Raw genomic sequence first — 22,246 nt, 5'->3', positions numbered from 1 at the left:
GTCGTGGTCCCTGGTCAGACGCCCGGCGCTCCCGCCGGTTCCATGCATTCGCGGTTCGTTCAGCGGATCAGGCGCCGCTACGCCGCCGAACTGGCGCTCCTTTCCCCGGGCCTGCCGACCCGCGAAACCCTCGAATCCACCTTCGAAGCCCTGAGCACCCGCGGCCATGCGCTCGGCGCGGCGCTTCGCATCCTTCGCCAGCTGGTGCTCGAGCGCCTCGCGCAGCTCGATTGCGAGCAGCAGGCGCCGCTGGCCGGCGTGACCGGCGCCGTGACGCTGCTGGCCGAATTCGCGCTCGACCGGGCCTGCGTGCACGCGCTGTCGGAACTGTCCGCGGTGCACGGCACGCCGCTGGCGCCCGACGGCCGGCCGGCACAGTTGTGGGTCATCGGCATGGGCAAGCTCGGTGCGCGCGAGCTGAACGTCTCCAGCGACATCGACCTCATCTATGTCTACGACCACAACGGGGAAACGCCCGGCGTGGACGGGCGCGGCCGCATCAGCCACCAGGAGTTCTTCGCCAAGGCGGTGAAGAACATCTTCGCCCTGGTGGGCGACACCACGGAACACGGTTTTGTCTTCCGCGTCGACCTGGCGCTGCGGCCGAACGGCAATTCGGGCCCGCCGGTGGTGTCGCTCGACGCGCTGGAGGAGTATTTCCTGGTCCAGGGCCGCGAATGGGAGCGCTTCGCCTGGCTCAAGAGCCGCGTGGTCGCGCCGCGCAGCGCCGTCGAGGACCGCTCGGCCCAGGCGCTGCGAGGGGTCGTGCTGCCGTTCGTGTTCCGCCGCTACCTCGACTACGGCGTGTTCGACTCGCTGCGCGTGCTGCACCGGCAGATCCGCGAGCATGCCGCGCGCCGCAGCGCCGGCCGGCCCGAGCGCGCCAATGACGTGAAGCTGTCGCGCGGCGGCATCCGCGAGATCGAATTCGTCGTGCAGTTGCTGCAGGTGGTGCGCGGCGGCCAGTTCCCGGAGCTGCGCACCCGTCCCACATTGCAGGCGCTGCAGCGGGTTGCGGCGGCCGGCCTGATGCCGCAGGCCACGGCCGAGTCGCTCGCCAGGGCCTACGAGTTCCTGCGCCGGGTCGAGCACCGCATCCAGTACCTGGACGACCAGCAGACCCACGTGCTGCCCATGGGCTGCAACGCGGATGAGGACGACGGCGACCTGGCCTGGATCGCGCACACCATGGGCTACGCCGACTGCTGCCCCTTCCTGCACGAGCTGGACAGCCACCGCGAGTTCGTGGCGCAGGAGTTCGACAAGCTGCTCGGCGGCCAGGAGGAATGCAAGGCTTGCGTCGGCCCCAAGGGCTCGCGCGCGGCGCCGGACCTGGAATCGCTGCTGGAGCAGATGCCGCCCCAGTTGCGCGAGCGCATCGGCCGCTGGTGCGGCCATCCGCGCGTGATGGCGCTGCGCGAGGATGCGCGCCATCGGCTGTCGCGCCTGATCGCGCGCACCGGGCAATGGCTGCTGGAGGGGCGAGTCGGCGAGCAGGCCGCGGTGCGCATGGCCGACTGGCTGGAGCCGCTGCTGCGGCGCGAAAGCTACCTGGCGCTGCTGCTGGAGCGCCCCAACGTCCACGAGCGCCTGCTGCGCCTGCTGGGCGCGGCCAAGTGGCCGGCGCGCTACCTGCTGCGCCATCCCGGCGTGATCGACGAACTGGCCAGCGAGGCGCTGTTCTCCGAGCGCTTCACGCCGGCCGAGTTCGAGCAGGACCTGGAAGACCGCCGCCGCGCCCTGTGCCGCACCGGCGAGGATGACGACGAGGCGCTGCTGAACCTGCTGCGCCGCGCGCACCACGCCGAGGTGTTCCGCACGCTGGCGCGCGACATCGAAGGGCGGCTGACGGTGGAGCAGGTGGCCGACGACCTGAGCGCGCTGGCCGACGCGGTGCTGCGTGTCACCACGCGCTGGTGCTGGGACCGGCTCAAGAGCCGCCACCGCGAGACGCCGCGCTTCGCCATCATCGGCTACGGGAAGCTGGGCGGTAAGGAACTGGGCTACGGCAGCGACCTGGACATCGTGTTCGTGTTCGAGGACGAGGACGAGCGCGCCCAGGAGGTGTACGCCGCGTTCGTTCGCAAGCTGATCAACTGGCTGACCACCAAGACCGCCGAAGGCGACCTGTACGAGATCGACACCGCCCTGCGGCCCAACGGCAGCTCCGGCCTGCTGGTCACCACCTTCTCCGCCTACGAGAACTACCAGCAGGGACGGGGCAGCAACACCGCGTGGACCTGGGAACACCAGGCCATGACGCGCGCCCGCTTCGTGATGGGCGAGCCCGCGCTGGCGCAGCGGTTCGACGGCGTGCGCGAGGCCGTGATCACCGCGCCGCGCGACCACGACGCCCTGAAGCAGCAGATCGTGGCCATGCGCCAGCGCGTGCGCGCGGCCCATCCGGTCAAGGCGGGCTGCTTCGACGTCAAGCACAGCGAAGGCGGCATGGTCGACGCCGAGTTCGCGGTGCAGTACCTGGTGCTGGCGCATTCGGGCGCGCACCGGGAGCTCGTGCCCAACCTCGGCAACATCGCGCTGCTGCAGCGGGCCGAGGCGGCCGGGCTGCTGCCTGCGACGGTCGGGCAACGCGCCGCCGCGGCCTACCGCGAGCTGCGGCGCATCCAGCACGGCGCCCGGCTGAACGAGGAGCCGACCCAGGTCGCGCCCGAGTCGCTGACCGCCGAGCGCGAAGCCATCCAGAAGCTCTGGACCGCCGTCTTCGGCTGAAAAGAACCCAGATCGCCCCGGCGGCGGCCCGGCTAATTCTTCCTTAATCAATCGTTTGATTCAGGGTGGTTAAATGCGGGCCCTCATGCCCGCGACCGCCTCCCGTACCCGTCCGCTGCGCCAGCCGCCCGCGCCTGCCGTGCCCAAGGGCGCGGCCGGGGAGCAGGCCCGCGAACGTCTGCTCCTTGCCGCCCTTCGTCTATTTGCGGACCAGGGCTTCGCCCGCACCTCGACGCGCGAGATCGCGCAGGCCGCCGGCGCGAACGTCGCCGCCATCCGCTACTACTTCGGCGACAAGGAAGGGCTGTACCGGGCGGCCTACACCGAGCCGATGCACAGGACGCGCAACGACCTCTCGGTCTACGAGCAACCCGGCCTCGACATGCACGCCGCATTCGTCCTGTTCATCGGCAGCTTCCTGGAGCCGATGAAGCTGGGCGACGAGCTGCTGGACCAGTCGATGCGGCTTCGCTACCGCGAGATGCTGGAGCCGAGCGCGCTCTGGCAGGAGGAAGTGGAGCAGGGCATCCGACCGGCGCATCAGGCTCTCGTGCGCCTGCTGTGCCGCCACCTCGGCCTGCAGCACGAGGACGACGAGGTGCACCGGCTCGCCTTTGCGATCGTCGCGCTGCCGATGCACCTGTATGTCTGCCGCGACCTGGTCGAGCGTTTCCGGCCCGCACTGCTGGATGGCGAGGACGCGGTGCAGGCCGCGACCGAACGGCTGGCCGATTACGCGCTCGGCATGGTCGACGCCGAGGCGCGCCGCCGCGCGGCGCTGAAAAAAAGGAGAACGCAGGAATGACCAACCGGCTTCGCATGCCTGCCGTGCTCGCCCTCGCCCTGATTCTGGCGGGCTGCGCTGTGACGCGGCCGCCATCGCAGGTCGAGGCCCCGATGCCGCCCCAGTTCTACGCGCCGCTGCCGCATGGCGGCCAACTGGCCGACATGAGCCGCTGGTGGGATCAGCTCCAGGACCCGGTGCTGGTTTCGCTGATCGACGCCGCGCAGGCCGCGAGCCCCACCATCGCCGCCGCGGCGACGCGCATCGAAACAGCGCGCGCCACGCGCGTGGCCGCCAGCGCGGCGCTGCTGCCCAATCTGGATGCGACCGCATCGGCCAACCGCGGCTTCACCCAGCCGCCGATCCCGCTGGCCACCACCGTGCAAGCGGGCCTGCAAACACAGTGGGAGATCGACCTGTTCGGCGGCAACCGCGCCACGGCCGACGCCGCGCAGGCGCGGCTGCAGGGCGCGCAGGCGGGCTGGCACGACGCACGCGTGTCGGTGGCGGCCGAGACTGCCAACAACTACATCGCGCTGCGCACTTGCCGGCGCCTGCTGGCGGTGACGGAGAACGATGCGCGCTCGCGCGCCGAAACCTCGCGGCTGAACCAGCTCAGCGCCGAAGCCGGCTTCACCGCGCCGGCCACCGCTGCACTGTCGCGGGCCAGCGCGGCCGAAGGCTCGGCGCGCCTGACGCAGCAGCGCGCGCAATGCGAGATCGATCTCAAGACGCTGGCGGCGCTCACCGCCGTGCCGGAACCCGCTTTGCGCGAGCGCCTCGAGACGTCCTGGAATGAGCCGGGGCCTGCGCCCCTGTTCGGCGTGACCGAAGTGCCCGCGCAGGTCCTCGCCCAGCGGCCCGACGTATTCCAGGCCGAGCGCGAAGTGGCGGCCACCAGCGCCGACGTCGGCGCCGCGCAGGCGCAGCGCTACCCGCGCGTGTCGCTCACCGGCTCGGTGGCGGCCGGCATGGTGCGGCTGGGCGGCGAGTGGACCGACGCGCAGACCTGGTCTCTCGGGCCGCTGGCGGTGACGCTGCCGCTGTTCGACGCGGGCCGGCGCGCCGCGAATGCGGACGCCTCGCGCGCCCGCTACGACGAGGCCGTAGTCGCCTACCGCGCCCGGCTGCGGCAGGCCGTGAGCGAAGTGGAGCAGGCGCTGGTCAACCTGGACAGCGCGCGCCGCCGCGACGAGGACGCGCGGACCGCGGCCGAGGGCTATCGCGCTTCGTTCGCCGCCACCGAGGCGCGCTTCCGCGGCGGGCTGGGCAGCCTGTTCGAACTGGAAGATGCGCGCCGCACGCTGCTGGCGGCGGAGACTGCGCTGGTGACGCTGCAGCGCGAACGCGCCGCCGCCTGGGTGGCGCTGTACCGGGCCACGGGCGGCGGCTGGCGCCGCGACGAGGCCCCTGCGGGCGCGGCCCGCTGAACCGGAACGAGGGATATCGGATGAAGAAGATCGGAACAATTCCCGTGCGCACGCTGCTCGCCGCGGCCGCCGTCGTGGCGTTGATCGTCGCCGGCGTGATCGCCACCACGAGCGGCTCGAGCGCGGCCGAAGAAAAGCCTGCCGCCACCGCCAAGCCGTCGCTGACTGTGTCGGCGGCCGTGCCGCGTCGCGTCGAAATGCCGATCACGCTGGCCGCCAACGGCAACATCGCCGCCTGGCAGGAAGCCAGCGTCGGCGCCGAGTCGCCGGGGCAGCGCCTGACCGAGGTGCGCGTGAACGTGGGCGACCGCGTGCGCAAGGGCCAGGTGCTGGCCGTCTTCGCAACCGACACGCTGCGGGCCGAAGCGGCGCAGGCGCGTGCCGCGCTGGCCGAGGCCGAAGCGGCCGCGGCGGAAGCGGCGGCGAACGCCGAGCGTGCGCGCGGCTTGCAGACCACCGGCGCGCTCAGCGCCGCGCAGATCAACCAGTACCTCACGGCGGAGAAGACGGCGCAGGCCCGCGTTCAGGCCGCGCGCGCCAGCTTCGAGGCGCAGCAGGTGCGCGTGAACCAGACGCAAGTGCTGGCGCCCGACGACGGGATCATCTCGATGCGCACGGCGACGGTCGGCGCCGTCGTCGGCAGCGGCACCGAGCTGTTCCGCCTGATCCGCCAGGGCCGGCTGGAGTGGCGTGCGGAAGTGACGTCCACCGAACTGGGGCGGGTCAAACCCGGCACGCGCGCGATGGTCACCGCTGCAAGCGGAGCGCAACTCGAAGGCAGGGTGCGCATGATCGGCCCGACCGTCGATCCGCAGACGCGCTCGGCGCTGGTCTATGTCGACCTGTCGCCGCTGCCGGGACCCTCGAACGGCAGCGCACGCGCAGGCATGTTCGCGCGCGGCGAGTTCGAGCTGGGCGCGAGCGCGGCCTTGACGGTGCCGCAGCAGGCCGTGGTGCTGCGCGAGGGCTTCAGCTACGTGATGCGCCTCAACCCGGACAACCGCGTGACCCAGGTAAAGGTGCAGACCGGCCGCCTGGTGAACGGCCAGGTGGAGATCATCTCGGGACTGCAGCCCGACGCCAGGATCGTGGCCTCGGGCGGCAGCTTCCTGAACGACGGCGACCTGGTCCGCGTGGTCGAGGCCGCGGCGCAGACCGCCGCGCGTCCGGCGTCGGCCGCGGCGGCGGCCCGCTGAAGGAGCGCTCTTCATGATGAACGTCTCCTCCTGGTCGATCCGCAACCCGATCCCCGCAGTGATGCTGTTCGTGCTGCTCACGTTCGGCGGAATGCTCGGGTTCAACGCGATGAAGGTCCAGAACTTCCCCGACATCGACCTGCCCACCGTCACCATCAGCGCCTCGCTGCCCGGCGCATCGCCCTCGCAGCTGGAAACCGACGTCGCGCGCAAGCTCGAGAACTCGATCGCCACCGTGCAGGGCGTCAAGCACATCATGACGAAGGTGCAGGACGGCGGCGTGACGCTCACCGTGGAGTTCCGGCTGGAAAAGCCGGTGCAGGAAGCGGTCGACGACGTGCGCTCCGCCGTCTCGCGCGTGCGCGCCGACCTGCCCGCGGACCTGCGCGATCCGATCGTCGCCAAACTCGATCTGGCCGGCCAGCCGGTGCTGGCCTACACCATCGCTTCGTCTCGCCTCGATGACGAGGCGCTGTCCTGGTTCGTCGACAACGAGGTCTCGCGCAAGCTGCTGGCCGTCAAGGGCGTGGGCGCGGTCAACCGCGTGGGCGGCGTGACGCGCGAGATCCGCGTGGCGATCGACGCACAGAAATTGCAGGCACTGGGCGCCACGGCTGCCGACGTGTCGCGCCAGTTGCGCCAGGTGCAGACCGAAAGCGCCGGCGGCCGCCTCGACCTGGGCAACGGCGAGCAGCCGGTGCGCACGCTGGCCACCGTCAAGACGGCGCGCGAGATCGGCGAGATCGATGTTTCGCTGGCGAGCGGGCGCAGCATCAAGCTGCGCGACGTGGCGACCGTCAGCGACACGACCGCCGAGCCGCGCGCGGCCGCGTTGCTGGACGGCAAGCCGGTGGTCGGCTTCGAGGTTTCGCGCAGCCGCGGCGAGAGCGAGGTCGAGGTGGGCGGCGGCATCCGTGCGGCGCTGGAGGAACTCAAGGCCGCGCACCCGCACATCCAGCTCACGCAGGCTTTCGACTTCGTGACGCCGGTGCAGGAAGAGTACGACGGCTCGCTGCACCTGCTGTACGAGGGCGCGCTGCTCGCGGTGCTGGTGGTGTGGCTGTTCCTGCGCGACTGGCGCGCCACGTTCGTGTCGGCCGTGGCGCTGCCGATGTCGGTGATCCCGGCCTTCCTCGGCATGTACCTGCTGGGCTTCTCGATCAACGTGGTCACGCTGCTGGCGCTGTCGCTGGTGGTCGGCATCCTGGTCGACGACGCCATCGTGGAGGTCGAGAACATCGTGCGCCACCTGGGCATGGGCAAGACGCCTTACCAGGCGGCGATGGAAGCGGCCGACGAGATCGGGCTGGCCGTGATCGCCACCACCTTCACGCTGATCGCGGTGTTCCTGCCGACGGCCTTCATGAGCGGCATCGCGGGCAAGTTCTTCAAGCAGTTCGGCTGGACGGCGGCGCTGGCGGTGTTCGCGTCGCTGGTCGTGGCGCGCGTGCTCACGCCGATGATGGCGGCCTACCTTCTCAAGCCCGTCAAGGGCGGTCACAAGGATCCGGCGTGGATGCGCATCTACCTGCGCTGCGTGCAGTGGAGCCTGCGCCATCGCATCGCCACCGTGCTGATGTCGGCCGCGTTCTTCGCCGGCTCGCTGGCGCTGATCCCGCTGCTGCCCACCGGCTTCATCCCGCCGGACGACAACTCGCAGACCCAGGTGTACCTGGAGCTGCCGCCCGGCTCGACGCTGGAGCAGACGCGCAATGCCGCGGAACAGGCGCGCCAGCTCGTGTCGAAGGTGAACCACGTGCGCAGCGTCTACACCACCATCGGCGGCGGCGCGGCGGGCACCGATCCCTTCGCCGGCAGCGGTCAGGCCGAGGTGCGCAAGGCGACGCTCACCATCCTGCTCACCGACCGCGGCGAGCGGCCGCGCAAGCAGCCGATCGAGAACCAGATCCGCACCGCGCTGCAGGACTTGCCCGGCGTGCGCAGCAAGGTCGGCCTGGGCGGCTCCGGCGAGAAGTACATCCTGGTGCTCACCGGCGAGGACCCGCAGGCGCTGCAGGCCGCGGCGCTGGCGGTGGAGAAGGACCTGCGCACCATCCCCGGCCTCGGCAGCATCGCATCGACCGCCAGCCTGGTTCGGCCGGAGATTGCCGTGCGGCCCGACTTCACGCGCGCCGCCGACCTGGGCGTGACCAGCGCCGCCATCGGCGAGACGCTGCGCATCGCCACCGTCGGCGACTATGACGTGTCGCTGCCGAAACTGAATCTGTCGCAGCGGCAGGTGCCCATCGTGGTGCGGCTGCAGGACGAGGCGCGCCAGGACCTGTCGGCGCTCGAACGCCTCACGGTGCCGGGCGCGCGCGGGCCGGTCATGCTGGGGCAGGTGGCGACGCTGGAGCTGACCGGCGGGCCGGCGGTGATCGACCGCTACGACCGCTCGCGCAACATCAACTTCGAGGTGGAGCTGTCCGGGCTGCCGCTGGGCGACGTGGCGGCGCAGGTGCAGGAACTGCCCTCGATCCGCAACCTGCCGGCCGGCGTGCGGCAGGTCACCATCGGCGATGCCGAGGTGATGGGCGAGCTGTTCGCGAGCTTCGGGCTGGCGATGCTCACCGGCGTGCTGTGCATCTACATCGTGCTGGTGCTGCTGTTCAAGGATTTCCTCCATCCGGTGACCATCCTGGCCGCGCTGCCGCTGTCGCTGGGCGGCGCCTTCGTCGGCCTCCTGATCGCGCAGAAGAGTTTCTCGATGCCTTCGCTGATCGGTCTGATCATGCTGATGGGGATCGCGACCAAGAACTCGATCCTGCTGGTGGAGTACGCCATCGTCGCGCGACAGAACGGCATGAGCCGGCTGGATGCCCTGATCGACGCCTGCCACAAGCGCGCGCGGCCGATCGTGATGACGACCATCGCGATGGGCGCGGGCATGCTGCCGATCGCGATTGGCCTCGGCGCGGCCGACGCGAGCTTCAGATCCCCGATGTCGATCGCCGTGATTGGCGGGCTGATCACGTCGACGGTCTTGAGCCTGCTGGTGATCCCGGTGGTGTTCACCGTGGTCGACGACGTGGAGGGGCTGTTCAGGCGCATCGGGCGGAAGCTGCGGCGGCATCCGCCGCTGGCGAAGCCGGCGACCGAAGCCGGCACGCCGCACTGAAGCCCGGTCAGCCCCGGATCTTCTTCACCAGCGCCGTCGTCGAATACCCGTCCACGAATGGCAGGGCGACCGCGCGGCCGCCCCAGCCCTGCACCACGGCCGTTTCGGGCAGCCTGGCAACGTCGTAGTCGCCGCCCTTGACGTAGATGGCCGGACGCAGTTCCGACAGCAGTTGCACCGGCGTGTCCTCGTCGAACCACGTGACCAGGTCGACGCAGCCGAGCGCGGCCATCATCACCGCGCGGTCCTGCTCGTTGTTCAGGGGACGGTCGGGACCCTTGCCGAGGCGGCGCGCCGAGGCATCGGTGTTGAGCGCGACGACGAGGCTGGCGCCCAGCGCCCGCGCCTGCGCGAGGTACGTGACGTGGCCGCGATGCAGCACGTCGAACACGCCGTTGGTGAAGACGACCGGTTGCGCCAGCGCCGCCAGCGCTTGCGGCGCGCTCTTGCGCTCGACGATCTTGCGCAGGAAGCCCGGCGGCGCCGCGGGAGCCGCCATCAGGCCGCGCTGGGCGTGGGCGTGCTGCCCTGGGTGACCGACGCGGTCAGCTCCTTGCGGTAGCGATTGAGCTCCTGCACGCTCTTGAAACTGCGGTTCATCAGCAGGCTGAGGTTGTGCAGGATGCGCTCGACCACCTTGCTCTCCCACACCGCGTCGAAGTCGATCTGCTTGTCCAGCCAGTGCTCCAGCCACTCGGGGTTGGGCAGGCGGCTCTGGATCGTGTCGCGCGGGAACAGGGCCTTGTTGACGTGCAGGTTGGTGGGATGCAGAGCCTGCGCGGTGCGGCGCGCGCTGGCCATCAGCACGCCGACCTTGGCGAACGCGGCCTTGGCTTCGACGCCGAAGTTGTTGATGGCCCGCTTCATGTAGCGCAGGTAGGCGCCGCCGTGGCGCGCCTCGTCCTGGCTCAGCGTCTGGTAGATGTGCTTGATCACCGGCTCCGTGTGCCACTCGGAGGCGCGGCGGTACCAGTGGTTCAGGCGGATCTCGCCGCAGAAGTGCAGCATCAGCGTCTCCAGCGCCGGCGCCGGTTCGAATTCGAAGCGCACTTCGTGCAGCTCCTCCTCGGTGGGCACCAGGTCGGGACGGAAACGCTTGAGGTATTCCATGAGCACCAGCGAATGCTTCTGCTCCTCGAAGAACCAGATCGACATGAACGCGGAGAAGTCGCTGTCGTTTCGGTTGTCGCGCAGGAACATCTCGGTGGCGGGCAGCGCCGCCCACTCCGTGATCGCGTTCATCTTGATGGTCTGGGCCTGCTCGTCCGACAGCTTGCTCGCGTCGAACTTGTCCCAAGGGATGTCCTTGTCCATGTCCCAGCGGACGGACTCGAGTTGCTTGAACAGTTCGGGGTAGAGCATGGAAGGGGGCGCGGCTTTCACTTTTGTGCAATTTTAGTTGTCGCGGTTGATGGCCCGCTGACGGCCGATGGAGCTCACGGGGTCTCCGTACGGCCTTTTCGGGTGTCGGCCAATAGGCCGCATGCCGCCCACTGCCTCTTGCGCCCGCGCACAATGGGCTGAGTTCTTCCCGGGGTCGCCCATGCTTCGCGTCTTTGTCCTCTGCCTCGCCTTCGCCGCATCGGCGGTGCCGCTGCCGTCCTCGGCCCAAGCCGCCGGGTCAGGCGGACCCGGCTGCCCCGCGCTGCTGAACCAGCAGTTCCCGCGGCTGCAGGACGAAAAGCAACAGTCCTTGTGTCAATACGCGGGGAAAGTGCTGCTGGTCGTGAACACCGCCAGCTACTGCGGCTTCACGCCGCAGTACAAGGGACTCGAAGAGTTGTACTCACGCTTTCGCGACCGCGGGCTCGTCGTGCTCGGCTTTCCTTCGAACGACTTCGCGCAGGAGCGGGGCAGCAACCAGGAAATTGCCGAGTTCTGCCAGAACACCTTCGGCGTGAAGTTCCCGATGTTCGCCAAGACCAGCGTACGGGGAGGAGACGCGAACCCGCTGTTCCGGGAACTGGCCGCGCGCACGGGCCAGGCGCCGCGCTGGAACTTCCACAAGTACCTCATCGCTCGCGACGGCAGCGTCGTGGCCCAATACTCGAGCATGACGACCCCACAGGACAAGGCGCTGCTCGGGCAGATCGAGAAACTGCTCGGCAGTCCCTGAGCTGCGCAGCGCCGGCGCGCCTCACAAATCTTTACCGTAAAGCCAGCGCAGTGGGCGGAACCGGGGCCGGCGCAGCGTGTCCATAAGGGCACGGAGCGCGGCTCCGAAAAGAATCGAGTTATTGCTGCGAAGCCTTCCGGGCGTAGTCCCGGACTGCAATCCTGGGACGACTCTTCTCCTCCTCCCTCCCTCCCTCCTTCGTTCCGGGGCGCTTCGCAGCATTTTTCTTCCCGGCCTGAGCCGGCGACGGGCGACCGTCCCCGGCTCAGGCGTTTCTGGGCCATGCGGCGGCGCGCCGGAGGCGCGTCGGTCTGCTGGAGAAGCGGAGCGCGGCCGGTCAGGCCGGCCGGGAGTCCTGGAAGCTCGAACGCTGCATCAGCTTGGCGTACAGCTTGTCCAGGTTGGGATAAGGGGTGCGCCAGTCGATTTCCGGGAAGCGGAACTCGAGGTAGCCGAGGGCGCAGCCCACGGCGATGTCGGCCAGGCTCAGATGGATCCCCGTGCAGAACGGCTTCTCGCCCAGGCCCTGGCTCATTGACTTGAGGCTGGCCTGCACCTTGGCCAGCTGACGGTCGATCCAGGGCTGGCAACGCTGCGCCTTGCTGCGCCCGGCCCAGTGGTTCTCCAGGCGCGCGAGGATGGCCGCATCGAGTACGCCATCGGCCAGCGCTTCCCAGGTCTTGACCTCCGCGCGTTCACGTCCCATCACGGGAATCAGCTTGCCCACCGGAGACAGCGTGTCCAGGTATTCGACGATCACGCGCGAATCGAACAGCGCCTCGCCGCCTTCCATCACCAGGCAAGGCACCTTGCCCAGGGGATTGGATTCGGAGATCGTGGTCTCGGTCGCCCACACGTCCTCCTGCACGAACTGATAGTCCAGCTTCTTCTCGGCCATCACGACACGCACCTTGCGCACGTAAGGGCTGGTCACCGCTCCGATCAGTTTCATGGGACTCTTGCTGTTGGGGGGCACGCGCAGATTCTAGAGGTTCGCGATGCTGCCGCTGTGGCAGCGCGACTACAGCGCGGGGCGCCGGATCGACCCGAAAACGCACGCCTACAATCCGCGTTCCCATGACGCTATCGACCATTTCGGCGCTCTCGCCGCTGGACGGCCGCTATGCCGCGCGGCTGTCCGCGCTGCGGCCGCTCATGAGCGAGCAGGGCTACATGCACCGCCGCGTGCAGGTGGAAGTCTGCTGGTTCATCGCGCTGTCCGACGCCGGCTTCTCCGAGTTCAAGCCGCTGTCGCCGGGCGCGCGCACCTACCTGCTCGGGCTGGTGAAGAACTTCTGCGAGGCCGACGCGCTCGCGATCAAGGAGATCGAGAAGACCACCAACCACGACGTGAAGGCGGTGGAGTACTGGATCAAGTCCCGCTTCGACGCGCGACCCGAACTGCGCGCGGCCAGCGAGTTCGTGCACTTCGCCTGCACCAGCGAGGACATCAACAACACCAGCCACGCGCTGCAGCTCAAATACGCCCGCGAGCAGGTGCTGCTCCCGAGCCTGGACGCCGTGATCATCCGCATGCGCGAGATGGCGCACGCGTACGCCGACGTGGCCATGCTCAGTCGCACGCACGGCCAGACGGCCAGTCCCACCACCGTGGGCAAGGAGATCGCCAACGTCGTCGTGCGCCTGGCCGTCGCGCGCGACCGCATCGCGAACGTGCAGCTGCTCGCCAAGATGAACGGCGCGGTGGGCAACTACAACGCACACCTGGCCGCCTGGCCCGCCTTCGACTGGGAGGCCTTCGCGCGCAAGGTCGTGGAGACGCCCGAGCCGCTCGGCCTGGGCCTGACGTTCCAGCCGTACAGCATCCAGATCGAGCCGCACGACTACATGGCGGAACTGTTCGATGCCGTGGCGCGCGCCAACACCATCCTGGTCGACTGGGCCCGCGACGTCTGGGGCTACATCAGCCTGGGCTACTTCAAGCAGAAGCTGCGCGAGGGCGAGATCGGCTCTTCGACCATGCCGCACAAGGTGAACCCGATCGACTTCGAGAACGCCGAAGGCAACCTGGGACTGTCCAACGCGCTGCTGCGGCACCTGTCCGAGAAGCTGCCGGTCTCGCGCTGGCAACGCGACCTGACCGACTCCACCGTGCTGCGAAACATGGGCGTCGCGCTCGGCTACGCGACCCTCGCCTACCACTCGATGGGCATCGGGCTGGCCAAGCTCGAACTCAATCGCGAGGCGATCGAAGCCGACCTCGATCAGTCCTGGGAAGTGCTGGCCGAACCGATCCAGACCGTGATGCGCCGATACGGCGTGCAGGGCGCCTACGAGAAGCTCAAGGAAGTCACGCGCGGCCGTTCGGTGCGCGCCGAGGACCTGCATGCGCTGATCCGTTCGCTGGAAATCCCGCCCGCAGAGCGCGACCGGCTGCTGGCGATGACGCCCGCCAGCTACGTGGGCAAGGCCGCCGAACTGGCGCGACGCGCCTGATGGCGCTCAAGTCGACGGTTTTCAAGGCGCAGCTGGCGGTCGCCGACATCGACCACGGCTACTACGCCGACCATGCGCTCACGCTCGCCCGTCATCCGAGCGAGACCGACGAACGCATGATGGTCCGGCTCGCGACGCTGGCGCTCAACGCGCACGCGCTGCAGACCGAGTGCAACGGCGACGGCACGCTCTCCTTCGGCGCGGGCCTGTCCGACCCGGACGATCCCGACGTGTGGCTGCGCGACTTCACCGGACGCAGCCGCTTGTGGATCGAGGTCGGCCAGCCCGAAGACAAGCCCCTGGTTCGCGCCTGCTCGAAAGCCGACCGCGTGCTGGTGTACGCCTTCTCGCATGCGGCCGAAGTCTGGTGGCGCGGCATCGAAGGCAAGCTGTCGCGGCTGGACAGGCTGCAGGTCTGGCGCATTCCCGCCGTTTCGTCGCAAGCGCTCGCGGCGCTCGCGGAGCGCAGCATGCAACTGCAGGCCACGATCCAGGAGGGCGCGTTGATGCTCTCGGGCGGCAGCGGCAGCGTCGACCTGGAACCGGTGCGCTGGAAGTGAAGCCTCAGGCCGGCATCGGCCGGCCGCAGTTCCAGCAGCTCTCGAACCCGCCTTCCACGATCTCGCCGCACGCGCAGGCCCAGCGCCGCTGCGGCGCGGACTGCAGCTGGTGCAGCAGCTCGCGCGCGCCCGCCTCCTGCGCGCTGTCGGAGATCCAGACCTCGGGCAGGCACTGGTCGGGCGGCAGTTCGCCGGCGGCAGCGCCGAGGAAATAGCGCTGGACCGAAGCGTCGTAGCCCGCCTGGCGGAGCATGTCGGCCCACAGCGTCGCGATCGCGATGTTGGGGGCGCGGGCCAGGCGCAGCATCAGCCCTGCTCTTTTTTCTGGCCCGGCGCCGCTTTCTCGGCGGCGCGCTCGGCGTAGCGGTTGAAGCGCCAGGCGTTGCCCTGCAGTGTGATGCGCCGCCAGGTCTGCCGCTTCGCCGCGGGGCTCATCTCCGGCCAGAGCTGCACTTCCTCGAAGGTGCGCCCGCATCCCTTGCAGATCTCGTCGCCCTGGCTGGTGGAGCAGATGGCGATGCACGGCGTGTCGGGCGTGCTGTCGTACCACGCCTTCCAGGCGGCATAGGCCGCGGGCGGGAAGCCGCGCTCGTCGGCCTCGTCCTCGTGGTAGTACACCATCAGCGCATACACCTCCGCCAAGGCGCGCAGCTGCGGCGCCAGCGTCACCCCGTCGGGCGAGGGCGCGCGATCGCGCCACCAGTTGATGGCGGACTCGATGTCGGTGATGTGGATTCCGGCCATGGCTGCGGGTGGGCAGGCATGATAGCCCCGGCTCGTCGGCAGCGCGGGCGAGGCGAACCCGATGCTATCCTCGGCCGCGATGAAGCTGATCACCAAGTGGCTGCTCAGCGCGATGGCGCTGCTCTTCGTGGCCTACGTGTACACCGGGGTCGAGGTCCGGAACTTCACCGCGGCCCTGGTCGCCGCCTTCGTGATCGGCCTGTTCAACATGGTGGTGCGGCCCGCGCTGGTGGTGCTCACGCTACCCGTCACGGTGCTGACGCTGGGGCTTTTCCTCTTCGTGATCAACGCCCTGATGTTCTGGGCCGCGGCCACCGTGCTCGAGGGCTTCAACGTCAAGGGGTTCCTGCCGGCCCTGGTGGGCTCGGTGATCTACTCCGCCATCGGCGTGGTGATCGATTCAGCGCTCGAGCGCCTGTTCCCGAAGAAGTGATTCCACCTGCCGCGTGCGGGTGTCGATGATCGACGCCTCGATGTGGTCGCCGCTTGCGGCGCCCCGGCGCATCAGGTCCTGTGCGGCCTTGAGCCGGTCCACCGCCGCCGCGTAATCGAGAAGCGCGACCTGCGCCTCCGCCTCCGCGCGGACGGCTCGCAGCGTCTGCCCCTGCGAGTGGTAAGCGGCGGCGAGCACCTGCCAGGCCATCGCATCCCGCGGCTGCGTCGCCACCCAGGACTGCAGCAATTGCGCGACTTCGCTCGCGCCGCCGGACGCCAGTCGCGCCTGGGCGCGCAGCAGCAGCTCCGGACGTGAACGCGAGACAGCATCCAGCAGCGTCAGCGCGCGTTCGGTGCGCCCGCCCGCCAGGGACACTTCGGCAAGGAGCAGGCGGGCCTGGCGAGCCGCGGCCGGAACCTCGCGCTGCTCGTCGAGCAGCCGCTGCGCGTACGTCACGGCGAGGCCGGTGTCACGCATGCGCGAGGCCGCGAGGCTGCCGGCATAGAGCGCGGCCGCGCGGCGAAGTGACGGCGCACCGGCCTGCAGGCTGGCCGCTTCGGACAGGAGCGCCCGCTGCCCGTCGACTCCGCCGCTGGAGAGCACACGCGCACGCGCCGCCATCAACGCATGCTCCAGGGCCGCGGGCGAGGAGACGTCGGTGCGCTCGCGCGAGGTGAGTTGCAGCCGTGCCTGCAGGTCCGCGCTGCGCTCCGTCGTCATCGGGTGGGTTCGCAGGTAGGGGTAGGCGCCGCTGTCGTTCAGGCGCGAGGCCTGCTGCAGCTTCTCGAACATGGACACGAACCCGGCGGGGTCGAAGCCGGCCTGCGTGAGCACGCCGTAGCCCACGCGGTCGGCCTCTCGCTCCATCTCGCGCGAAAAATTGAGCTGGTTCTGCACCGCCACCGCCTGGCTGCCGCTGAGCACGGCGTTGGCCGCGTCCGAGTTCTTGCGGGCCGCCAGCGCGCCCAGGATCATCGCGGCGATCATCAGCGGCGCCTGCCGCTTTTCCTGGTTGACCAGCCGCGAGATGTGCCGCTGCGTCACGTGGCTCAATTCGTGCGCGAGGACGGACGCCAGCTCATCGCGCGTCGTCGTCACGCTCACCAGCCCGAGGTGCAGCCCCAGCCAGCCGCCGGGCAGGGCGAACGCGTTGACGCTGCGGTCCTTGCCCAGCAGCACCTGCCAGGCGAAGCGCTCGTCCAGCTCGGATGTCAGCTCCCCGCGCGAGCGCGCGGCCTGCAGCAGAGGCTCCCAGATCGCCCGCACGTACTCGACCAGAACCGGGTCGTCGATGTAGTCGGGGTCGCGGTAGAGCTCGCGGGCGATCTTCTCGCCGAGGCGACGCTCGGCGGAGGTGCTCATTTCGGCGTCGCCGAGCGTCGGGAGCTGGGCCAGCGCGGGTGGCGGACCCAGCAGCGCCGCCGCCAGGAGGGCGACGGCGGCTCGGCGAACGGGTGTCAACTTCAAAAGGAATCCAGGGGCAGGTAGTCGACGATCTCGGCCGTGCGCGCGTCCAGCAGTACGGTCCAGCCTTCCGCCTTGCGGGCGATCAGCGGCAGGAACGCCAGTTGGCCCAGTGGACGGCCGGCCCGCTGCGCGGCTTGTTGCACGAGGCCCTGCTCGTTCGGGAACCGCTTGAGCAGGTCGGCGGCGGGACGGGCGGCACGCAGGATGCGATCCCTGCCGTCGGCATAAGGTTCCCACAGGTCGGGCCTGGCGGCGAGCTGCACGCCTTGCAACGCGGCCATGGTCATCTCCATGTTTTCATTCTCGTTGCGGAAGGTGCGGATCGATAGCGGCGTGGGTGCGCCGAGCGGGGCCACGTCGATTCCTGCCGGCGCTTTCGCCTCCAGCTCCGGCGGAACGTCCACGCGGTGCACGACGCGGAAGCGATCGATCTCGAAGACCAGGTGCACCGGGCGGGCCTGTTGGACGGTCCATAGGCCGTAGCCCAATCCGGCCAGTTGCAGCAGGGCGACCACCGCGATGTCGCGGCGCATTTCGGCGCGCGGCTTGCGGATGTTGAAGACCGCCAGCGTGAGCAGCGGCCCGAGGACGACGTCGACCGAGATGATCAGCAGGAAGAGGTCGCGGCCTCCAGAGACTTCGCGGTACGGGTACGGGTACCAGATCGCGAACACCAGGATCGCGACCGCGGTCGCCACGAGCAGGCTGATCCCCAGGTGCACGAGCGCAGCGCGCACACGCATGGGCCAGCCCGCGGCGGCCGTATCATGGGAAAGAACGGCAGAAGATGGTTGATTCATGGGTGAACTCACGCACTTTGATGAACAGGGCCAGGCCCACATGGTGGACGTGGCCGGGAAGGCCGCGACCCATCGCAAGGCGGTGGCTCGCGGCCGGATCGAGATGCTACCGGGGACGCTTGAGCTGATCCAGACGGGCACGGCGCGAAAAGGCGACGTTCTGGGCGTGGCCCGCATCGCCGGGATCCAGGGCGCGAAGAAGACGAGCGAGTTGATCCCTTTGTGCCATCCGTTGGCGCTGACCCGGGTGGCGGTCGAGTTTTCATCCGAGGAGGGCCGGGGCGACATCCGCCCGGCGGTCACTTGCATCGCCACGGTCGAAACGGTCGGCCCCACCGGAGTGGAGATGGAAGCGCTGACCGCCGTGCAGGTCGCGTTGCTCACCATTTACGACATGTGCAAGGCGGTGGACCGCGGCATGACGATCAGGGACGTGATGCTGCTGGAAAAGCACGGGGGCAAGTCGGGGAGCTTCGTTCAGCCCTGACGGTTGCGGGCCGCAGGCGGCGGCATGCGGCCCTGCAATTGCCGCCACGCGGCATAGTCGGTGGGAAAGGCGGCCTTGTACCGCGCCAGGTGCAGCACGGCCTCCTGCTCCCGGCCGGTCATCGTGGCGCTCTCGATCAGCCACTCGATCACGCGCGGCTCCGGCGAATAGTGCAGCAGCTCCGATGACAGCCTGTACATGCGCTCGGCGTTCTCCCGGCTCAGGTCCGCCAGGACAAGTTCGGCGAACCGCGCCTGCTTCCCGAAAAGAAAGGAACGCCGTGCATGCCCCAGCGGGTCAGCGCTCCACCGGGCGCTGCGCTGTGCGGGCTGCAGGTAGATCTGGCTGATTCGGACGTAGTCCCAGGCCGCGTAGCCGGCCGCGACGAACAAAGCGACGATCAGCGCCGCGGCCGCAGGAAACCTGCGCGCTGCAATCGCCGGCGAGGGTTCGGACGATGCGAGCAGCCAACCCAACGCCGCCCCGGTCGCGAGCTGGAACGGCCCGTACCAGAGCGGGTATTCGAGCAGGCTGTGGAGCAGGATGACCGCGAGCAGCGCCCACGCCAGTTGCTTGCGCGGGTCCCGCTCCTTCCAGGGGCGCTGCGCCAGGATCCACCAGGCCCCGCCCAGGCAGATGGCCAGCGCCGCCGGGACGCCCAACTCCACGGCCAGGTGCAGCGGCAGGCTGTGGGCGTTGTCCAGGATGTCGCAGAAGCGCTCTCCCGGGTAGAGCGTCATGAAGTGCGCGAAATCCAGCTCACCCCAACCCCACCCGGCCCAGGGCTTGACGGCGATGAGGTGCAGCACGTTGGACCACAGCACGAGGCGGCTGCTGCAGCTTTCGCCTCCACCGATGCGGCCCCACAGTGTTCGGGCCGGCAAGGCGCCGGTGGCCGCTTGCAGGGCGAAGGGCAGCATGAGCGTCGCGCCGAAATAGGCCAGGGCCGCCACCGCGCACAGCTGCAGCCGGAAGCGGCGCTGCGGCCCCGGCCACGCGGCCGACAGCACCGTCAGCACGAGCCCCTGCAGCATCCCGGTGCGCGACACCGACGCGGCGCTGCCGATCGCGAGGAGTGCGGCCAAGGCGAACGCCACCCCCCGGGGCAGGCGGTGCGCCCCCCAGAGCAGCACCGCCATGCCGAGCCAGCACAGCGACGCGTACTGGTTCGGCTGCCGCAGGTTGCCATAGGCTTCCCCTGCATCCGCGGCATTCATCCAGGGCGAGAACGGGGCGGAGAGCCCGAAGTACTGCAGCAGTCCGAAGAGCGCCGTCAGCAAAGCGGCCAGCAGCAGCCCACTGCACACTCCCCGACTCACATGGTCGTCGCGGGCGATCGCGGCGCCGACCAAGAACAGGGCCAGACCTCCTGCGAGGAACACCGTCTCCTGCTGCAGCGGCAGCTGGCGCAGCCAGGCCCAGATCAGGATCGGCGCGAGGGCCCAGGCGAGCCGCCAAGGCGGTCTCGCGCTGCTGCGCAGCGCCAGCGTCCACAGCGCAAGGCCGACGACCAGGCTGGTCAGCCAGGGCACGGCGGCGCTGATCGGCCCATGGGCAAAGGGATTGAGCCAGGGCAGGGCGGCCAGCACGGTGGCCGCGTGCACTCGCCACATCTGCGGCGCGGACAGGCGTGGAGCAGCAGCGTTCAACGGGTGGAGAAGAGGGCGGGTTCCACCGAGTCCGGGGCCCGCGACCACGCCGACCAGGCTTGGTCCAGCAGCAAGGCGAAGCCCTCGCGGAAGTGCCGCTCATCGAACCTTTCCGCCCACTCGCGGCAGGCATGCGGATCGATGGAAGCCGCATCAAAGGCTTCCACGGCGGCCGCCACGCTTTCGGGCGTCTGGTCGTCGAACAGCAGGCCGGTCGGCGAGGTGACGCTGCGCAGGTCTCGCACGGTCTCGCGCGAGCCACCGACACCGTAGGCGATGACCGGAGTGCCGCAGGCCTGAGCCTCGATCGGAGAGATGCCGAAGTCCTCGTGCGCGGCGAACAGGAAGGCCCGGGCCGAGCCCAGGTGCTGCTGCACGACGGCATCGGGCTGGTACCCGAGCATCTGGACGTTGGGAGGGCACATGGCGCGCAGGCGCGGCGCCTCGGGGCCGTCCCCGATCACCACCAGCTTGCGCTGCGGCATCCGGCGGAACGCCTCCAGCAGGAGGTCGATGCGCTTGTACGAGACTAGCCGCGACACCGTGACGTAGTGGTCGCCCTTGCGGGGTTCGAACGCGAACCGGCCGATGGCCACCGGCGGATGCAGCACCTTGGCGGGCCGGCGGTACGCGCGCCAGATCCGCCGGGCCACGTGCTGCGAATTGGCCAGGAACAGGTCGACGTTGTGGGCCGTCTGGCGGTCCCACTGCCGCAGGCGATGGAACATGTAGCGCGCCAGCAGGCCCTTGGCGCCGCGGTCCAGGCGGTAATCCGCCAGGTACTCGTGGTGCAGGTCCCACGCGTACCGCATGGGCGAGTGCACGTAACTGACGTGCAGCTGTTCGGCGGTGGTGAGCACGCCCTTGGCGAAGGCATGCGAGCTGGAGACGATCAGCTGCGCCGCGCGCACGTCGTGCGTCTCCACCGCCAGCGCCGTGACGGGCAGGTAGTTCCAGAAGCGCTTGCGGACGCCCGGCGCGCGCTGAAGGAACGTGGTGTGGATGTCACGCGGGCCCAGGCGGGCACGGTCCTGCGGCGCGAGGAAGTCGATCGTGGCGAACAGCGGCGCCTGCGGCAGGCAGGCCAGCATGGCGCGGGTGACGTCCTCGGAGCCGCCCCAGTCCGTGAGCCACTCGTGGACGACGGCGGCGGCCGGCGCGCCCGTGACGCTCACTGCGCGAGACCGGGGCAGCAGCCCCGCTCAAAAAAACGACAGTCCCGGCCGTATAGTGCGGCGGCAAATGCGATGAAGATCCTGCTCTGGAAGATCGGTGCGCTGGGCGACATTCTGATGACGACGCCCCTCGTGCGGCAACTTCGCCGCGCGCTGCCGGGCGCATCGATCGACTATCTTACCGGCCACCGCTGCAAGGCGATCCTCGCAGGCAATCCGCACATCGACCGGGTGATCGGTTTCGATGAATCCATCCTCTATGGCGGACAGGCGCGCCGCCTGCCGGAGGTGCTTCCGATGCTGCGCGGCTACGACTGCGTCTTCACGCTGGACAAGCACTGGATCTTCTCGCTGCTCGCGCGCGTGTCGCGGGTGCCGATGCGCGTCGGGTTCCGCCGTCGTGCGCACGAAGGGATGTTGCTCACGCACACGGCTCCGTACGCAGCCTTGCGGCACGAGATCGACTACTACCTGGACTTGCTGGAGGCTGCAGGTTGGCCTGTCGCGAGGGACGACGTCGCGCTGGACGGCCCGGCGCTGTCGGCGTTCACCTGTGACCCGGCCACGGTGGTCCTGATCAACAGCGGCGGTGACAACGCCAACGAGAAGTCGCAGGTGCGGCGGATGCCGGACAGCTTGTTCGGCGAACTCGTGCGAGCCTGCGCGGCGCGCAGTCCGGTCGCATTCGTGGGATCGGCTTCCGAAGCCGGGTACTACGACCGCTTCGCGGGCTCGGGGCGAACGAATCTTTGTGGGCGCACCAACCTGGCCGAGGCCACGGCGGTCCTGCGCCAAGCCGCCCGGGTGATCACGACCGACACGGGGCTGATGCACTTGGCCGCGGCCGTCAACCGACGGGTCACCGGCGTCTTCGGGCCCACGCATCCGATGCGCAAGTGCCCGCCGGGGGCGAGCTGGGTGTGGGGCGATCAAGGCATCTATGAGCCGCGGTACGAGCTGTTCGGGATCGTGCCTCGTGGCCGATTCTTCGAGTCGCTGACGGTCGAGGACATCCTGGAGAGGTCCTTGCCTTCACCTTTCATGAGATGCACCGCGGAGCCCGCATGAAGGCGGCTGCCGCCCGGCTGCCGGCTGGA

20 protein-coding genes are annotated in these 22,246 nt (G+C 69.5%); 11 read left to right on the top strand and 9 right to left on the bottom strand.

The window, feature by feature from the left end; all coding sequences use genetic code 11:
- Nucleotides 1-42: 42 nt before the first annotated feature.
- From glnE to EZ313_RS09580, 5 genes are all read left to right on the top strand, one after another.
- Nucleotides 43-2,730, top strand: coding sequence for a bifunctional [glutamate--ammonia ligase]-adenylyl-L-tyrosine phosphorylase/[glutamate--ammonia-ligase] adenylyltransferase (gene glnE / locus EZ313_RS09600; protein WP_240788630.1), 2,688 nt, complete (start codon nt 43-45; stop codon nt 2,728-2,730).
- Between the two features lie 85 nt (nt 2,731-2,815).
- Nucleotides 2,816-3,535, top strand: coding sequence for a CerR family C-terminal domain-containing protein (locus EZ313_RS09595; protein WP_240788577.1), 720 nt, complete (start codon nt 2,816-2,818; stop codon nt 3,533-3,535).
- Entirely contained in the window at nt 3,532-4,944 is a 1,413-nt protein-coding gene (locus tag EZ313_RS09590) for an efflux transporter outer membrane subunit (protein WP_135262938.1), read from the top strand. Before EZ313_RS09595 ends, EZ313_RS09590 begins: the two co-directional genes overlap by 4 nt.
- Nucleotides 4,945-4,964: 20 nt before the next feature.
- Entirely contained in the window at nt 4,965-6,140 is a 1,176-nt protein-coding gene (locus EZ313_RS09585; protein ID WP_135262937.1) for an efflux RND transporter periplasmic adaptor subunit, read from the top strand.
- 16 nt (nt 6,141-6,156) lie between these two features.
- Nucleotides 6,157-9,258 (top strand): efflux RND transporter permease subunit, encoded by a 3,102-nt coding sequence (locus EZ313_RS09580; protein WP_135263630.1) that lies wholly within the window; start codon nt 6,157-6,159, stop codon nt 9,256-9,258.
- A 7-nt stretch (nt 9,259-9,265) separates the two neighbouring features.
- Here EZ313_RS09580 and rfaE2 read toward each other — a convergent pair whose 3' ends face one another.
- Nucleotides 9,266-9,757, bottom strand: a complete 492-nt coding sequence (gene rfaE2 / locus EZ313_RS09575) for a D-glycero-beta-D-manno-heptose 1-phosphate adenylyltransferase (protein ID WP_135262936.1) — start codon at nt 9,755-9,757, stop codon at nt 9,266-9,268.
- A complete protein-coding gene (locus EZ313_RS09570; protein WP_135262935.1) occupies nt 9,757-10,620 on the bottom strand; it encodes a ferritin family protein in 864 nt (287 codons plus the stop codon). Before EZ313_RS09570 ends, rfaE2 begins: the two co-directional genes overlap by 1 nt.
- A gap of 181 nt (nt 10,621-10,801) precedes the next feature.
- Between EZ313_RS09570 and EZ313_RS09565 the strand changes: the two genes are divergently transcribed.
- Nucleotides 10,802-11,374 carry a glutathione peroxidase gene (locus tag EZ313_RS09565; RefSeq protein WP_135262934.1) on the top strand — a complete coding sequence of 191 codons (573 nt, stop codon included), beginning with the start codon at nt 10,802-10,804 and terminating at the stop codon, nt 11,372-11,374.
- Between the two features lie 337 nt (nt 11,375-11,711).
- On the opposite strand, the gene EZ313_RS09560 is transcribed toward EZ313_RS09565, so the two are convergent.
- Nucleotides 11,712-12,326: a glutathione S-transferase N-terminal domain-containing protein gene (locus tag EZ313_RS09560; RefSeq protein WP_135262933.1), complete on the bottom strand. Its 615-nt coding sequence runs from the start codon at nt 12,324-12,326 to the stop codon at nt 11,712-11,714.
- Between the two features lie 125 nt (nt 12,327-12,451).
- On the opposite strand from EZ313_RS09560, the gene purB reads away from it, so the two are divergent.
- Both purB and EZ313_RS09550 read left to right on the top strand, forming a co-directional pair.
- A complete protein-coding gene (gene purB, locus EZ313_RS09555) occupies nt 12,452-13,831 on the top strand; it encodes an adenylosuccinate lyase (protein ID WP_135262932.1) in 1,380 nt (459 codons plus the stop codon).
- Nucleotides 13,831-14,391, top strand: a complete 561-nt coding sequence (locus EZ313_RS09550; protein WP_135262931.1) for a YaeQ family protein — start codon at nt 13,831-13,833, stop codon at nt 14,389-14,391. Before purB ends, EZ313_RS09550 begins: the two co-directional genes overlap by 1 nt.
- Nucleotides 14,392-14,395: 4 nt before the next feature.
- Here EZ313_RS09550 and EZ313_RS09545 read toward each other — a convergent pair whose 3' ends face one another.
- Nucleotides 14,396-14,698 (bottom strand): DUF2007 domain-containing protein, encoded by a 303-nt coding sequence (locus EZ313_RS09545; protein WP_135262930.1) that lies wholly within the window; start codon nt 14,696-14,698, stop codon nt 14,396-14,398.
- Nucleotides 14,698-15,135, bottom strand: a complete 438-nt coding sequence (locus EZ313_RS09540) for a DUF3717 domain-containing protein (RefSeq protein ID WP_135262929.1) — start codon at nt 15,133-15,135, stop codon at nt 14,698-14,700. The genes EZ313_RS09545 and EZ313_RS09540 overlap by 1 nt, the downstream gene beginning before the upstream one ends.
- 79 nt (nt 15,136-15,214) lie before the next feature.
- Between EZ313_RS09540 and EZ313_RS09535 the strand changes: the two genes are divergently transcribed.
- Nucleotides 15,215-15,568, top strand: a complete 354-nt coding sequence (locus EZ313_RS09535; RefSeq protein ID WP_135263629.1) for a phage holin family protein — start codon at nt 15,215-15,217, stop codon at nt 15,566-15,568.
- Here the strand turns inward: EZ313_RS09535 and EZ313_RS09530 are convergent.
- Both EZ313_RS09530 and tfpZ read right to left on the bottom strand, forming a co-directional pair.
- Nucleotides 15,536-17,038, bottom strand: coding sequence for a M48 family metalloprotease (locus EZ313_RS09530; RefSeq protein WP_420849285.1), 1,503 nt, complete (start codon nt 17,036-17,038; stop codon nt 15,536-15,538). The two genes, EZ313_RS09535 and EZ313_RS09530, sit on opposite strands and share 33 nt — an antisense overlap.
- Nucleotides 17,035-17,781 (bottom strand): TfpX/TfpZ family type IV pilin accessory protein, encoded by a 747-nt coding sequence (tfpZ, locus tag EZ313_RS09525; RefSeq protein WP_240788576.1) that lies wholly within the window; start codon nt 17,779-17,781, stop codon nt 17,035-17,037. Before tfpZ ends, EZ313_RS09530 begins: the two co-directional genes overlap by 4 nt.
- A 55-nt stretch (nt 17,782-17,836) precedes the next feature.
- Between tfpZ and moaC the strand changes: the two genes are divergently transcribed.
- On the top strand, nt 17,837-18,325 hold the full coding sequence (gene moaC / locus EZ313_RS09520; protein WP_135262927.1) for a cyclic pyranopterin monophosphate synthase MoaC: 489 nt from the start codon (nt 17,837-17,839) through the stop codon (nt 18,323-18,325).
- On the opposite strand, the gene EZ313_RS09515 is transcribed toward moaC, so the two are convergent.
- Together EZ313_RS09515 and EZ313_RS09510 are read right to left on the bottom strand one after the other, a co-directional pair.
- Nucleotides 18,316-19,929: a PglL family O-oligosaccharyltransferase gene (locus tag EZ313_RS09515; protein ID WP_167772553.1), complete on the bottom strand. Its 1,614-nt coding sequence runs from the start codon at nt 19,927-19,929 to the stop codon at nt 18,316-18,318. The genes moaC and EZ313_RS09515 overlap by 10 nt on opposite strands.
- Nucleotides 19,930-19,970: 41 nt before the next feature.
- A complete protein-coding gene (locus EZ313_RS09510) occupies nt 19,971-21,149 on the bottom strand; it encodes a glycosyltransferase (RefSeq protein ID WP_205960352.1) in 1,179 nt (392 codons plus the stop codon).
- 72 nt (nt 21,150-21,221) lie between these two features.
- Between EZ313_RS09510 and EZ313_RS09505 the strand changes: the two genes are divergently transcribed.
- Entirely contained in the window at nt 21,222-22,217 is a 996-nt protein-coding gene (locus tag EZ313_RS09505; RefSeq protein ID WP_135262925.1) for a glycosyltransferase family 9 protein, read from the top strand.
- Nucleotides 22,218-22,246: the final 29 nt, after the last annotated feature.

Origin of the sequence: Ramlibacter henchirensis (assembly GCF_004682015.1) — a bacterium.
Classification (GTDB): Bacteria; Pseudomonadota; Gammaproteobacteria; order Burkholderiales; family Burkholderiaceae_C; genus Ramlibacter; species Ramlibacter henchirensis.
Note: the sequence above shows the minus strand (reverse complement) of the source record. Positions and strands in the feature narration are given on the sequence as shown.